11 protein-coding genes are annotated in these 14,003 nt (G+C 69.1%); 5 read left to right on the top strand and 6 right to left on the bottom strand.

Going from position 1 to position 14,003, the window contains the following annotated elements:
* The first annotated feature begins 219 nt into the window (after window positions 1-219).
* Window positions 220-2,085: a phosphoenolpyruvate carboxykinase (GTP) gene (locus DIE06_RS04400; RefSeq protein WP_124660295.1), complete on the top strand. Its 1,866-nt coding sequence runs from the start codon at window positions 220-222 to the stop codon at window positions 2,083-2,085.
* 126 nt (window positions 2,086-2,211) lie between these two features.
* Here DIE06_RS04400 and DIE06_RS04395 read toward each other — a convergent pair whose 3' ends face one another.
* The 4 genes from DIE06_RS04395 to DIE06_RS04380 form a co-directional block, all read right to left on the bottom strand.
* Window positions 2,212-3,117, bottom strand: a complete 906-nt coding sequence (locus DIE06_RS04395) for an NAD(P)-dependent oxidoreductase (RefSeq protein ID WP_124660294.1) — start codon at window positions 3,115-3,117, stop codon at window positions 2,212-2,214.
* 97 nt (window positions 3,118-3,214) lie between these two features.
* Window positions 3,215-4,051 (bottom strand): SDR family NAD(P)-dependent oxidoreductase, encoded by an 837-nt coding sequence (locus DIE06_RS04390; RefSeq protein WP_124660293.1) that lies wholly within the window; start codon window positions 4,049-4,051, stop codon window positions 3,215-3,217.
* Window positions 4,052-4,088: 37 nt separating this feature from the next.
* Window positions 4,089-4,847, bottom strand: coding sequence for an SDR family oxidoreductase (locus DIE06_RS04385; RefSeq protein ID WP_124660292.1), 759 nt, complete (start codon window positions 4,845-4,847; stop codon window positions 4,089-4,091).
* Window positions 4,848-4,960: 113 nt separating this feature from the next.
* Window positions 4,961-5,377, bottom strand: a complete 417-nt coding sequence (locus DIE06_RS04380; RefSeq protein WP_124660291.1) for a nuclear transport factor 2 family protein — start codon at window positions 5,375-5,377, stop codon at window positions 4,961-4,963.
* Window positions 5,378-5,834: 457 nt separating this feature from the next.
* Between DIE06_RS04380 and DIE06_RS04375 the strand changes: the two genes are divergently transcribed.
* Window positions 5,835-6,044 carry a hypothetical protein gene (locus DIE06_RS04375; RefSeq protein WP_124660290.1) on the top strand — a complete coding sequence of 70 codons (210 nt, stop codon included), beginning with the start codon at window positions 5,835-5,837 and terminating at the stop codon, window positions 6,042-6,044.
* Window positions 6,045-6,146: 102 nt separating this feature from the next.
* Entirely contained in the window at window positions 6,147-7,643 is a 1,497-nt protein-coding gene (locus DIE06_RS04370; protein ID WP_124660289.1) for an FAD-dependent oxidoreductase, read from the top strand.
* Window positions 7,644-7,738: 95 nt separating this feature from the next.
* On the opposite strand, the gene DIE06_RS04365 is transcribed toward DIE06_RS04370, so the two are convergent.
* Window positions 7,739-9,403, bottom strand: coding sequence for an acid phosphatase (locus DIE06_RS04365; RefSeq protein WP_124660288.1), 1,665 nt, complete (start codon window positions 9,401-9,403; stop codon window positions 7,739-7,741).
* 416 nt (window positions 9,404-9,819) lie between these two features.
* Here DIE06_RS04365 and ftsH point away from each other — a divergent pair, with 416 nt between their 5' ends.
* Window positions 9,820-11,787 carry an ATP-dependent zinc metalloprotease FtsH gene (ftsH, locus tag DIE06_RS04355; RefSeq protein WP_124660287.1) on the top strand — a complete coding sequence of 656 codons (1,968 nt, stop codon included), beginning with the start codon at window positions 9,820-9,822 and terminating at the stop codon, window positions 11,785-11,787.
* 123 nt (window positions 11,788-11,910) lie between these two features.
* Entirely contained in the window at window positions 11,911-12,378 is a 468-nt protein-coding gene (locus DIE06_RS04350) for an OsmC family protein (RefSeq protein ID WP_044844593.1), read from the top strand.
* Window positions 12,379-12,400: 22 nt separating this feature from the next.
* On the opposite strand, the gene otsA is transcribed toward DIE06_RS04350, so the two are convergent.
* Window positions 12,401-13,807, bottom strand: a complete 1,407-nt coding sequence (gene otsA, locus DIE06_RS04345; RefSeq protein WP_124660286.1) for an alpha,alpha-trehalose-phosphate synthase (UDP-forming) — start codon at window positions 13,805-13,807, stop codon at window positions 12,401-12,403.
* Between the last annotated feature and the right edge of the window lie 196 nt (window positions 13,808-14,003).

The raw sequence follows: 14,003 nt of genomic DNA, 5'->3' as shown, positions 1-14,003 counted from the left end.
CCGGCATGGAGTTGTACGGCAGGTTGCTTGCATGGCGAAACTCGCGTTCGCACGCTCATACGAGACACATCACATTCTCTCGCCCGCATCGCGGCATCGACACGCGCTCCGCTCGCGCGTCCCGCCTTGCGCGTTGCCCCCTGCGCTCCGACCGCATTCCCCATCTCGCGGGCTCGTCCCGCATCCCCCATCCCCGCCCAATAGTCTGGAGACATTCCCATGTCGCAACACAATCTGGCCGAAGCGACGCACGGCGCGCTGATCGCTCCCCCGGCCTTCGTCAAGCATCGCAAACTGATCGACTGGGTGTCGCGCATCGCGGCGCTCGCCGAACCCGACCGCGTCGTCTGGTGCGACGGCTCGCAGGAAGAGAACGACGCGCTGTGCCAGGCGATGGTCGACCAGGGCACGCTCACGCGCCTGAACCCGGCGAAGCGCCCGAACTCGTATCTCGCGCAGTCAGATCCGTCCGACGTCGCGCGCGTCGAGGACCGCACCTTCATCTGCACCGAATCGCCCGACGACGTCGGCCCGACCAACAACTGGATCGCGCCGGTAGAAATGCGCGAGACGCTGAACGGCCTGTTCCGCGGCGCGATGCGCGGCCGCACGCTGTACGTCGTGCCGTTCTCGATGGGCCCGCTCGGCTCGCCGATCGCGCACGTCGGCGTCGAGCTGTCCGACAGCCCGTACGTGGCCGTGAACATGCGGATCATGACCCGCATGGGGCGCGACGTATATGACGTGCTGGGCGAGGACGGCGAATTCGTGCCGTGCGTGCACAGCGTCGGCCACCCGCTCGAAGCCGGCCAGAAGGACGTGCCGTGGCCGTGCAACCCGGTCAAGTACATCGTGCATTTCCCCGACACGCGCGAGATCTGGAGCTTCGGCTCGGGTTACGGCGGCAATGCGCTGCTCGGCAAGAAGTGCTTTGCGCTGCGCATCGCGTCGACGATGGGCCGCGACCAGGGCTGGCTCGCCGAACACATGCTGATCCTCGGCGTGACGTCGCCGGCCGGCAAGAAGTATCACGTCGCGGCGGCGTTCCCGTCCGCGTGCGGCAAGACCAACTTCGCGATGCTGATCCCGCCGCAGGGCTTCGATGGCTGGCAGGTCACGACGATCGGCGACGACATCGCATGGCTGAAGCCGGGCCGCGACGGGCGCCTGTACGCGATCAATCCGGAAGCCGGCTTCTTCGGCGTTGCACCGGGCACCGGCGTGAAGACCAATCCGAACGCGATCTCGACGCTGAAGGAGAACGTGATCTTCACGAACGTCGCGCTGACGGAAGACGGCGACGTGTGGTGGGAAGGCCTGACCGATACACCGCCCGCGAAGCTGACCGACTGGCAGGGCAACCCGTGGACGCCTGAAATCGGCAAGGAAACCGGCCGCAAGGCCGCGCATCCGAACTCGCGCTTCACGGCGCCGGCGTCGCAATGCCCGTCGATCGACGCGGACTGGGAAAACCCGGCCGGCGTGCCGATCGACGCGTTCATCTTCGGCGGCCGCCGCTCGACGACCGTGCCGCTCGTGACCGAGGCGCGCGACTGGGTCGAAGGCGTGTACATGGCCGCGACGATGGGTTCGGAGACGACCGCCGCGGCGGCCGGCCAGCAGGGTGTCGTGCGCCGCGACCCGTTCGCGATGCTGCCGTTCTGCGGCTACAACATGAGCGATTATTTCGCGCACTGGCTGAAGCTCGGCAAGCAGCTCGAAGGCGCGGGTGCGACGCTGCCGAAGATCTACTGCGTGAACTGGTTCCGCAAGGACGCGAACGGCAAGTTCGTGTGGCCGGGCTTCGGCGAGAACATGCGGGTGCTGAAGTGGATGCTCGATCGTCTCGAGGGTAACGGCGGCGGCGGCGAGCACGCGTTCGGCGTGTCGCCTGCGTACGACGACCTGCTGTGGGACGGGCTCGACTTCACGCGTGCGCAGTTCGACGCGGTGACGTCGATGGACGCGGGCGAATGGCGCGAAGAGCTGAAGCTGCATGCGGCGCTGTTCGACACGTTGAAGCTGCGCCTGCCGGCCGAGTTGACCGACACGATGAAGAAGATCGAACAGCGCGTCGGCGGCTGACGCTCCGAATCGACGTCATGAAGTAACGAAGTAGTGGCATCGACGTCCCGCCGCCGGCACGCATCGCCGGCGGCGGGACGTTGTCGTTTCAGCGTCGTTTCAGCGCTGCGCGTGCGCGCCCCGGTCCTACGCGCCGCACTGCGCGACCACTTCGTCGACCGCGCGCTGCACGTCGCCGCGCCGATAGCGCAGCAGCGCGATATCGGCCGGATCGGGCTCATACGACACGACGTTGCCGCGCCCCGTATAGATCGCGATGTCCGGCAGCAGCGGATGCTCCTGGTCGAGCGACGGCACCGGCTGCGGGTTGCCGGCCGCGCGGAAGAAGGCCGCGAAGTAATCGGCGAAGCTGAGGTTCTCGTCGCCGACGAGATAGGCCTTGCCGGATTCGCCGCGCTGCAGCGCGCCCCAGATCGCCTCCGACAGCGATTGCGTCGAGATGAAGTTGCTGCCGCCGGCCGGTCCGTACACCGGCAGCCCGGCGAGCTTGCCCTGCGCGTAGCCCGTGTACGCGGCGAACATCTCGTTGCGCAGCCCCGGCACCGACCCGACGACGAACGGCGCATTGATGCTGCACACGGCGAACGACGGCGACGCGAGCGCGCGCACGCGTTCGTCGGCGAGATGGCGCGAGCGCACGTACGGCACGGTGTCGACGAGCGCCGGCGCGACCTGCGGATAGAAGCTGCCGACCAGCACCGCGCGCTTCACGCCCGCGTCGCGCGCGAGCGCGAAGAAGCGCGGCACCGCGTCGACGTTCGCGCGTTCCCAGTGCGCGGCTTCGTCCGTGCCGGGCGGCAGGTGGCGAATGTCGTTGCCGGCCGCGAACACGACCGCGTCGAACGGCGCGAGATCGTCGCGCGTGAAGCTGCCGGCCACGTAGTCGCGCAGCAGCACGTCGAACCGCGCGAGCGCGCTGCCCGGCGCGGGCGGCTTGCGCGCGGCGAGCGTCACGTCGTTGCCTTGCGCGTGCAGATGCAGCGCGGCGTGGCCGCCGATGAGGCCGGTACCGCCGATGATCAGGATTTTCATGGTGTCTCCGGTGGCGGCGCAGGCGCGCCGCTTGAATTGAACCGATGATTGAACGGATGAAGCCGCGCGGCCGGGCGGCCGCTGTTCGATACGCGGCTCAGAAGTTGAAGCCGTTGCCGGTGACGACCGGCATGTTGGTCCAGAAGCCGTTCGGGTCGCGATACCAGCCGGCCGCCGCGAGTGCGCCGCCGTCCACGTGCAGCGTCGTGCCGGTGACCCACGCGGCGAGCGGGCTCGCGAGGAACAACGCGGCGCCCGCGATGTCGCCGGCCGCACCGAAGCGCCCGAGCGGAATCCAGCGCGGGATATGGTCGCGATGCTCGGCCGCGACCATCGCGCCGACCGGCACCTGCGGCGTCTCGGTGGTTTCCGGCGCGATCTGGTTCACGCGGATGCCGGCCGGCCCGAGTTCGAGCGCGAGGCTTTTCGTGAAGCCGGTCAGCGCCGCCTTGAACGACGCATAGACGGTGCAGTTCGGAATCGCGCGGAACCCCTCGATCGACGACACGCCGACGATGCTGCTGCCCGCGCCGCGCTTGCGCAGCAACGGCAGCATCGCGCGCGTGACGACGAACACCTGGCGCAGGTTCACGTCGAACAGCCGAGCGATGTCATCGTCGGTATAGGCGTCGAACGGCTTCGCGAGCTGCAGGAAATCGCCGACGTTGTTGACGAGCACGTCGAGGCCGCCGAAGCGTGCGTCGATCGTCCGCGCGAATGCGTCGACCTCGTCGCGGCGCGTGACGTCCACGGTGCCGACCAGCGCGTCGACGCCCGCGGCCTCGAGCGCCTGGCGCACGTCCTGCGCGCGAGCGGGGTCGATCTCGGCCACCGCGACGCGCGCACCCGCCGCGCCGAACGCTACGGCGCATGCACGGCCGATGCCCGCGCCGCCGCCGGTGACCAGCACGGTCCTGCCGGTGTATGAAATCATCAGAAAACTCCTTTGAACGGAAGAGCCGCAAGCGGCGTCACAGCGACGAAACGAGTTGCGCGTTGTCGATGCGCAGCTCCGCGCCGTTCACGAAGCGCGATTCGTCGGATGCAAGGAACAGCACGAGATTCGCGACGTCCCGCGGATCGCACATGCGCGCCATCGGATCGTTGCCGATGCCGAGTTCGGCCGGATCGAGGCCGGGCATCAGCGCCTGCGTCATCGGCGTCCAGATGCCGTCCGGATGGATCGAGTTGCAGCGGATCCGGTAGCCGCTGCGCTTGCAGTGCACGGCGACGCTGCGCGCGAGCGCCGTCACCGCGCCTTTCGAGGCGGTGTACGCGCACATCATCGGCAGGCCGCCGAGCGCGGCGACCGACGACATCATCACGATCGAGCCCGGCGTGTCGTTGCCCTTCATCGCGCCGATCGCGTACTTGCAGCCGAGGAAGTAGCCGTCCGCGTTGACGCGCAGCACGCGCCGCCAGGTGTCGAGGCTCGTGTCCTCGATCGAGCCGACCGGGCAGATCGCCGCGTTGTTGACCAGCACGTCGAGGCGGCCGAAGCGGTCGAGCGTCGACGCGATCGCGTGCCGCCAGCCGTCTTCGTCGGCGATGTCCTGGCGCACGAACAGCGCCGCGTCGCCGATCTCGCTTGCGAGCGCACGGCCGGCGTCCTCGTCGATGTCGGTCAGCACGACGCGCGCGCCCTCGGCGGCCAGCAGCAATGCATCCGCGCGGCCGACGCCGCTCGCCGCGCCGGTGATCAGCGCGACCTTGTTTGCGACTCGATTCATGTTGGGTCGTGTTCCGTTGGGGTTGAAGGAAGGCGCTTGCTCATGCGGCACCGGGCGCGCACCAGCGCTTCGAGCGCGGTGCGGCCGGCGAGGGGAAGGGGCGCGCGCATCGCTCAGCCCTCCAGCGGCAGGTCTTGCGACCAGTCGACGTGCAGCGTGCGCGCGGCGAAGCGCCACGTGTCGCCGTCGAACACGCAGCGGTCGCGATAGCGCAGCCCCCAGTCGAGCTTGCGCTTCACGCCGTCGCGCACATAGACGTGACACGCGACGCCGTAGGTCTCGACCTCGGCCTCGCCGCCGTCGAGCGTGACGAGCTGGTTGTGCACGTGATGCTGGGTCGTCTCGTAGCGCTCGATCACGCTCATCCCGGCGACGATGGCGTCGCGGTCGTCGAAGCGGAAACCGGGGCCGTCGAGCTGCGCGTCGGCGGTGAAGAGGGTGGCGAGGCGCGGCCAGTCGCGCCGGTCGACGGCTTGCGCGTAACGGCACGCAAGCTCGTACAGCGCGTGGCGGGGATTCGAATCGGTCATGCGTACTCCCGTGAATGAACGGAAAGGCTCGGCCGCGCCGCGAGTGCGGACGCGGCGGCATTGCGACGTCGACGCGCAGGTTCGCATCGGACCGATCGATCCTCATCATCCATACGGAGCAGGGTCAGGATCGGGGAAAACACCGGGACCGCCGCGGCGCAGCGTCCGATGCTGCGATGCGGTGGCGGGTGCGTCGCATGGGTCCGACGATGGTGCGGCCGTCGCAGCAGGCCGAGACAGGCGATGCACTGATTCATCCGACGACTCGGTTGCACGACGATGTTGCGGCGCGGCATGCCCCGCGCAGCCCGCTTCGCGTTTGCCCCTAGTCGAAATGGACGATGGCCGGCGGGCCGGCACTGGCTACCGTGCAGTCATCCGGTGCCGTTGCCTGTTTGTCTGCGGCCAGTCGCCGGACACGAACCGCGATAGCGGCCAACCGGAGGGGACGACGATCATGAGACTGACGATTCGCAAGCTGTGCGCATTGGCGATGGGCACGTTCGCGGCCATGGCATTGGCGCGATATGGTGCCGAGCAGGTCCCGTCGCCGCCGTATGCGGCCGGTATCCTGCAATGCCGCTCCGTCGACCCGAACGGCCTGCCGACCGGTTGCGTGCCGATCGATCCTTCGCACTTCGGTTTCGCCGCGTTGCGCGGCATGTGACACCGGCGCGGCCGTGCGCCGCGTCAGCTCGACGCCGTCCCGAAACCGTCGCGAAACCGTCGCGATGCGGCGGCGTCTCCCTTCACGCCTCTCCAATCCCCCATGTCATCCGATTATTCCCTGACCCGCCCCCTGAACGTCCGCGACGTGCATCGCTGGGACGCCGAACACGACGTCGTGATCGTCGGCTTCGGCGCGGCCGGCGCGTGTGCGGCGATCGAAGCCGCGAGCGCCGGCGCCGACACGCTGATCGTCGAGCGCGCATCGAGCCATGGCGGCACGAGCGCGCTGTCCGGCGGCGAGATCTACCTCGGCGGCAGCGGCGGCACGCCCGCGCAGCGGCAGGCCGGCTTCACGGACGACACCGAGGACCTGTACCGCTACCTGATGCTCGCGGGCGGCCGCGACGCGGACGAAGCGAAGGTGCGTCTCTACGCGAACGAGAGCCTTGCGCATCACGACTGGCTCGTCGCGCAGGGCCTCACGTACAAGAACACGTTCATCGCCGAGCGGATCGTCGAACCGGAAACCGACGACTGTCTGATCTGGTCGGGCAGCGAGGAGGCCTGGCCGTTCAGCGAGGCCGCGAAGCCGTGCCCGCGCGGCCACACGCCGCAATGGCCGGGCTGGGGCGCCGGGCAGATGCTGATGCGCGTGCTGGCCGAGCGCGTGCAGGCGCTCGGCGTGTCGACGCGCTACGACACGCGCGCACTGGCGCTGATCGTCGACGATGCCGGCGCGGTGCGCGGCGTCGTGCTGCGTGCGTACGGCGAGACGGCATGCGTGCGGGCACGCCGCGCGGTGATCCTGTGCGCGGGCGGCTTCGCGATGAACCGCGACATGGTGCGCCAGCACGCACCGCAGTTCCTGCGCTCGGACGAACCGATCGGCAGCCCCGGCGACGACGGCTCGGGCATCCTGCTCGGCCAGAGTGCGGGCGGTGCGGCGATCCACATGGACCAGGGCTTCGTCAGCCTGCCGTTCTACGCGCCCGAATCGCTGATCCACGGGATCTTCGTGAACGCGCGCGGCCAGCGCTTCATCAACGAGGACGGCTATCACGGCCGCACCGGCCATCACGCGTTCCACCAGGCCGACGACCGGATCTACCTGCTGGTCGACCATGCGACCTACCAGGAGCCGCCCGCGATTGCGCGGATCGGCATCGCGGCGGCGGGCGAGACGTGGGAGGAGGTCGAACGCGACCTGCAGATGCCGGCCGGCACGCTGACGGCGACCGTCAAAGTCTACAACCGCCACGCGGCCGAAGGCGCCGATCCGCTGTTCCACAAGGCGAAGAAGTGGCTGAAGCCGCTGATCGAGCCGCCGTTCGTCGCGCTCGATTGCCGGATCGACTACGCGTTCTACCCGCATTTCACGCTGGGCGGGCTCGATACGCAGCCGACCGGGCAGGTGCTCGACGCGGCGCGCGTGCCGGTGGCGGGCCTCTATGCGGCCGGCCGCACGACCTGCGGGCTGCCGCGCTGGGGCGCCGGGTACAGCTCGGGGCTGTCGCTGGCCGACGCGACCTTCTTCGGCCGGCAGGCCGGACGCCACGCCGCGCGTTCGGCGAGCGAGGCATTGCGCAGCGCCGCGTAGCCGCGCCTGAACGGAAAGGAACGACGCCCCGGGCAACCGCGTTGCACCGGGGCGTCGTCGTTTCAGGCGGACGTCGGTGGATCGTCGATCGGCCTTCAGCCGAGATCGAGCGCGTTCGTCAGGTCGCCCGGCGGCGTTGCGCCGCGCGACGCGAACGCCTGGTCGCGCGCGGCGACGCCGTCGAGCGGCGCGAGCCCGTGCACGCGGCTGATGAAGCGCAGGATCGAGTTCGTGTCGTACATCGTGTGGTCGACGTAACCTTTCTTCGCGAGCGGCGAGATCACGAGCGCCGGAATCCGCGAGCCGGGGCCCCAGCGATCGCCGACCGGCGGCGCGACGTGATCCCACCAGCCGCCGTTCTCGTCGTGCGTCATCACGATCACGGTGTTCGCCCACTGCGGGCCGCGTCGGATCCGCTCGATCACGTTCGCGATGTGACGATCGCCGGATTCGACGTCCGCATAGCCCGCGTGCATGTTCAGGTTGCCCTGCGGCTTGTAGAACGCGACGGCCGGCAGGCGGCCCGCATCGACGTCGGCGATGAAGTGATTCGTGGACGGCTCGTCGCCGAGGCCCGCGTCGCGCAAGTGCTTGCGGCGCGCGTCGGTGCCCGGCGCGTAGTTCGCGAAGTAGTTGAACGGCTGGTGGTGGTACTGGAAATCGGGAACCATGCCCGTGTCGCGGTGCTCGAGCGCGTACTGCCACGCGCCGCTGTACCACGCCCAGTCGACGTTCTTCTCCGACAGGCGGTCGCCGATCGTCGCATGGCCTTGCGGCGGGATCACGCGATGGTCGGCCGGATCCGCATACGCGGCGTTGCCCGGATCGGGCGGCGGCACGTAGCTCGGCTGGTAAGGCGGCGCCATCGTGTTGACGCCGTAGCCGTCGGGCGTCAGCGGGCCGTCGACCGCGAACTTCGGCGGACCCTCGAGCGCGGACGCCGGCGAATCGGCGGCGAGCGTCAACCGCGTGCCGGCCGGATCGTCACCGTCGACCTTCGACAGCAGCTTCGCCGCGTGCGGATGCTTGTGTGCATCCGGATACATCGGCGGCTGCGCGGAAATCAGGAACATGTGGTTCAGCCACGAACCGCCGAAGGCCGCCATGAAGAAGTTGTCGCACAACGTGTATTGCCGCGCGAGATTCCACAGCCGCAGTGTGTCGGCGGAATTGCGGTAATGGCCCATCACCAGGCCGCCCGAATCGGCCCACGCGGCGAACTGGTTGTTGCGGCCCGCGGCGATCTGCATCTGGTTCTGGTAGAAGCGATGCCACAGGTCGCGCGTGATCACGCCGTTCGGCAGCGGCTTGCCGTGCGCGTCGGCGATCCGGAACGGCGCGTTCGCCAGCTTGTCGATGTCGCGCTCGGCGATCGCGTAGCGCTTGCCGTCGACGACCTGCGCCTGCGGCACGAGCCCGCCCCAGATCTTCGGCAGTACCGGCAGCGGCGTCTTGCCGTCGCGATCGAGCTGCCGCGCGTGCTCGGGCTTCACCTCGGCGAGCGGATATTGCACGCCCGGGAAATCGCCGTACAGGTTCGTGAAGCTGCGGTTCTCCGCGTAGATCACGACGATGTGACGCACCTGCCGGCGCAGCGCGTCGTCGAGCCGCAGGTCGGCGGCGGTGCGCGGCGTGCCGCCCGGCGTGGCCTCGCAGCCAGCGAGCGCGACGCCCGCGCCGAGCGCGGCGAGGCCGCCGAGCATGCGGCGGCGGTCGGGATCAACGGGAAGGTCGTCGGGGCGATCGGGGGTGTCGTTCACGTCGTGTGCTCCTCGGATGAGCGGTTGTCGTTCGATGCGCGGCAGCGTCGCACGGCCTGCCGCGACGCGGGACGGGACGCAACAGCCGGCGTCGCGCCCGGGCGGGGCAATGCAGGGTGTCACAAAAATGTCATGAGCGCGACTATAACGCGGCCGGCGGCGTCGATGAAAGGTGTCTGTCGGACAATGCGCGACGTCCATGTGCGAGCTAGACTTGAATCACGGGCGGTGCGTTGCGGCGCACTGTCCGTGCGAAGGCCGCCCGGCGGCGCCTTCGCGGTGTCATTCATGCGACGAAACGAGGCGACGATGGCGCGGATGCATTGCGTGTGTGCGTGGCTGCCGATGCCGCGCGCCGGCCGGGCGCGCGGGCACGCATCAGCGCGTCGCGCGGTGCGACCGGCCGGCCCGATGCCATGGACAGGAAATTCGACTTCGCAGGACTGCTGATCGCGGCGGGCTTCTTCGTGCTGTTCGCCGCGCAGTTGCTGATGCTGCGTCCGGCATCGACGATGATCGCGTACAGCGATTTCCACCGGCTCGTCGCCGCGCGGCTCGTCGACGATCTCGAGATCGGACCGGCGACGATCACGGGCACGCTGACGATGCCGCAGGCCGGCGCGCTGCTGCCGGCGTCCGAAGTCGCGGCGGTGAAATCGGACGGCACACCGCCGCACTTCAGCACCAACCGCGTGACCGACCCGCAACTGATCGACACGCTGACTGCCGGTGGCATCCGGTTTCACGGCGCGTCCGACACCGGCTGGATCGCGTCGCTCGCGTCGTGGCTGGTGCCGCTCGTTGCGTTCGTGTTCATCTGGAACCTGATGCTGCGCAAGCGTGGCGGGCTGCAGGATTTCACCGGGATGGGCAAGAGCCGCGCACGCGTGTACGTGCAGCAGGAAACCGGCATCACGTTCGACGACATCGCGGGCATCGACGAAGCGAAGGCCGAACTGCAGCAGCTCGTCGCGTTCCTGCGCAACCCCGATCGCTACCAGCGGCTCGGCGGCAAGATCCCGAAGGGCGTGCTCGTCGTCGGCGCGCCCGGCACCGGCAAGACGCTGCTCGCGCGCGCGGTGGCCGGCGAGGCGGCCGTGCCGTTCTTCTCGATCAGCGGCTCGGCGTTCGTCGAGATGTTCGTCGGCGTCGGCGCGGCGCGCGTGCGCGACCTGTTCGAGCAGGCGCAGCAGAAGGCGCCGTGCATCGTGTTCGTCGACGAGCTCGACGCGCTCGGCAAGGTGCGCGGCGTCGGCCCGATGTCGGGCAACGACGAGCGCGAGCAGACGCTCAACCAACTGCTCGTCGAGATGGACGGCTTCCAGGCCGGCTCCGGCGTGATCATCATGGCCGCGACCAACCGGCCGGAGATTCTCGATCCGGCGCTGCTGCGCCCGGGCCGCTTCGACCGTCACATCGCGATCGACCGGCCCGACGTGAACGGCCGCCGCCAGATCCTCGGCGTGCACGTGAAACACGTGAAGCTCGCGGCCGACGTCGACCTTGGCGAACTCGCGTCGCGCACGCCGGGCTTCGTCGGTGCCGATCTCGCGAACGTCGTCAACGAGGCCGCGCTGCATGCGGCGGAATTCGGCAAGCCGGCGATCGGGATGGACGACTTCGACGAGGCGATCGACCGCGCGCTGACGGGCCTCGAGCGCAAGAGCCGCGTGATGAACGCGCAGGAGAAGCTGACCATCGCCTATCACGAGGCCGGCCACGCGCTCGTCGCGGAAAGCCGCGCACATTGCGATCCGGTGAAGAAGGTGTCGATCATTCCGCGTGGCGTGGCCGCGCTCGGCTACACGCAGCAGGTGCCGACCGAGGATCGCTACGTCCTGCGCCGCAGCGAGCTGCTCGATCGGATCGATGCGCTGCTCGGCGGGCGCGTCGCGGAGGAACTCGTGTTTGGCGACGTGTCGACCGGCGCGCAGAACGATCTCGAACGCGCGACTGCGATGGCGCGCCACATGGTCATGCAGTACGGGATGAGCGAGAAGATCGGGCTCGTGAGCTTCGACGACGGCGAGGCGCGCAGCGGCATCCCGGGCGCATGGCATGCGGGCGAGGGCCGCTGCAGCGAGCACACAGCACGGATGATCGATGACGAGGTGCATACGCTGCTGACCGATGCGCATGCGCGCGTCGCGGCGACGCTCGGCGAACGTCGCGAGGCGCTCGAGCGGATCGCGCGACGGCTGCTCGCGTGCGAGGTGCTCGAACGCGATGCGCTGCAGGCGCTGATCGACGGGCGCGAGGAGCCGGCCACCGGGCCATCGACGACCGATCGCGGGGCTGGCGCGGACGCGAATGCGCCGGAGCAGGCATCGGCGATCGAGCGCGATTTCGTCGCGTACGGGCCGCCGCGCGAACCCGAGCGCTGAAGCCCGAATCTCGCGCGCGGCCGGCGGGCGGCCATGATCGCGCCGCACCGTCGCCGCGACCCAGACTTGCCGGCGCGGCGTTGCGCCGGCGTTCCTCTTCCTCTTTCCAGTCACGGAGTCGCCATGAGCGAGGCGCACGTATCGGTCGATGTCGCGCAGCATGCGCGTTTCAGTTTCGAAGTCACGTTTGCGGGCACCGAACTTTCGCCGGTGCTCACCGACGAACCGCCGCCGCTCGGCGCCGGCCGCGGCCCGAACCCCGTCCGGCTGCTGGCCGCGGCGGTCGCGAGCTGCCTCGCGGCGAGCCTGTTGTTCGCGCTCGAGAAACAGCGCGTCGATCCGCAGCCGGTCACCGCGCATATCGACGTCGACATGGTGCAGAACGACGCAGGCAGGGTGCGGGTGGGCGCGATGGCCGTGACGCTGTCGGTCGGCAAGGCGTGGGCCGATCTCGCGGCGGCGACGCGCATGCTCGACCGGTTCGATGCGTACTGCGTGGTGACCGAGAGCATGCGCGAAGGCATTCCGATCGCGGTGGCGGTGCAGGACGTGAACGGTGCGGTGCTCGACCGCGAGACGACCGGCGTGTGAGCGTGCGTCAGGACCCGGTACGTCAGGACTCGGTCGCGGCGGCGACTTCCGCCGCTTCGGCGAGCGCGTCGAGAAAGCGCGTGCGCCACCAGTGCACGTCGGTCTTGCGCACGATCGCCATCAGCGCGTCGTGACGCTGGCGGCGCTCCTCGAGCGGCATCGTGAGCGCGCGCTGGATCGCCTGCGCGGTGCCCTGCGTGTCGTACGGATTGACGAGCAGCGCGGGCTTCAGCTGCTCGGCCGCGCCCGCGAAACGCGACAGCACGAGCACGCCCGGGTCGGCCTCGTCCTGCGCGGCGAGAAACTCCTTCGCGACCAGGTTCATCCCGTCGCGCAGCGGCGTGACGAGCGCGACGCGGCTCGCGCGGTAGAGGCCCGGCAAGCGCTTGCGCGCGACCGTGCGATGGATGTAGCGCATCGGCATCCACTCGAGTTCACCGTAGTCGCCGTTGATCGCGCCGCACAGGCTGTCCATCTCGCGCCGCAGGTCGTCGTACGCGCCGAGATCCTCGCGGCTCGGCGCGGCGATCTGGATCAGCGTCGCGCGGTCGCGGTTCTCCGGATACTGTTCGAGCAACTGACGAAATGCGTGCACGCGCTGCGGCAGCCCCTTCGTGTAGTCGAGCCGGTCGACGCCGACCAGCAGCTGGCGGCGCGAATACTCGTCGCGCATCCGCTCGAACATGTCGATGCCGTCGCGATTCTCCGCGAGCGCCGCGAATTCGTCGACGTTGATGCCGATCGGGAACGCACCGGCCGACAGCGTGCGGCCGAACGCGCGCAGGCGGCCGTCCGGCAGCCGCGCGGCGCCGGCTTCCGCCTCGACGTAATGCTCGAAGTGAAGCAGGTCCGATTCGGTCTGGAAGCCGACGAGGTCGTAGGCGAACAGCGAGCGCATCAGCCACTCGTGCTCCGGGATCGCGGCCATGATCGGCGGCGGCGGCATCGGAATGTGCAGGAAGAAGCCGATCGGATTCGTGCAGCCCATCGCACGCAGTTCGGCGGCGAGCGGAATCAGCTGGTAGTCGTGGACCCAGACGGTATCGTCGGGGCGCAGCAGCGTGCTCAGCTTGCGCGCGAACAACTGGTTCACGCGCCGGTAGCCGTCGGCGAAGCGGCGGTCGAACTGCGCGAGATCGAGGCGGTAGTGGAACACCGGCCACAGCACGTTGTTCGAGTAGCCGAGGTAGTACGCGTCGTAATCCTGCGGATCGAGATCGATGGTCGCGAGCTGGATGCCGCCGACGTTCTGGATCTGCACGTCGTCGCCATGCGCGGGATGGTCGCCGTCGCCGCGCAGCCTGCCGCTCCACCCGAACCAGACACCGCCCGATTCCTGCAGGCTGTCTTTCACGGCCACGGCAAGCCCGCCTGCCGCGGCTTTACGGGGATCTGCAATGCGATTGGATACGACGACGAGTCGGCTCACCAGCTCTCCTGCGAATGGTTGGGGAAGGTTCGTGCGGCCAGGGCGCGAGGCGGACGCCGCCATCGACGCAATGCGCGATGGGGCCGCGATACGAGCGGACGGGAATCAGGGCACGCGATTCGCCGTTCGAACGTGGAGTGCTTTTTTAAGCATACTCGTCATTCGGCTGATTTAAAAGTGCATGACCGGGACCAAC

Origin of the sequence: Burkholderia sp. Bp8998 (assembly GCF_003854235.1) — a bacterium.
In the GTDB taxonomy this organism is placed as follows: domain Bacteria; phylum Pseudomonadota; class Gammaproteobacteria; order Burkholderiales; family Burkholderiaceae; genus Burkholderia.
Note: the sequence above shows the minus strand (reverse complement) of the source record. Positions and strands in the feature narration are given on the sequence as shown.

What these genes read in the sequence shown, in the direction of transcription:
- DIE06_RS04400 (WP_124660295.1), top strand. Translation starts at nt 220, where the DNA reads ATGTCGCAACACAATCTGGCCGAAGCGACGCACGGCGCGCTGATCGCT.
- DIE06_RS04395 (WP_124660294.1), bottom strand. Translation starts at nt 3,117, where the DNA reads ATGAAAATCCTGATCATCGGCGGTACCGGCCTCATCGGCGGCCACGCC.
- DIE06_RS04390 (WP_124660293.1), bottom strand. Translation starts at nt 4,051, where the DNA reads ATGATTTCATACACCGGCAGGACCGTGCTGGTCACCGGCGGCGGCGCG.
- DIE06_RS04385 (WP_124660292.1), bottom strand. Translation starts at nt 4,847, where the DNA reads ATGAATCGAGTCGCAAACAAGGTCGCGCTGATCACCGGCGCGGCGAGC.
- DIE06_RS04380 (WP_124660291.1), bottom strand. Translation starts at nt 5,377, where the DNA reads ATGACCGATTCGAATCCCCGCCACGCGCTGTACGAGCTTGCGTGCCGT.
- DIE06_RS04375 (WP_124660290.1), top strand. Translation starts at nt 5,835, where the DNA reads ATGAGACTGACGATTCGCAAGCTGTGCGCATTGGCGATGGGCACGTTC.
- DIE06_RS04370 (WP_124660289.1), top strand. Translation starts at nt 6,147, where the DNA reads ATGTCATCCGATTATTCCCTGACCCGCCCCCTGAACGTCCGCGACGTG.
- ftsH (WP_124660287.1), top strand. Translation starts at nt 9,820, where the DNA reads ATGGACAGGAAATTCGACTTCGCAGGACTGCTGATCGCGGCGGGCTTC.
- DIE06_RS04350 (WP_044844593.1), top strand. Translation starts at nt 11,911, where the DNA reads ATGAGCGAGGCGCACGTATCGGTCGATGTCGCGCAGCATGCGCGTTTC.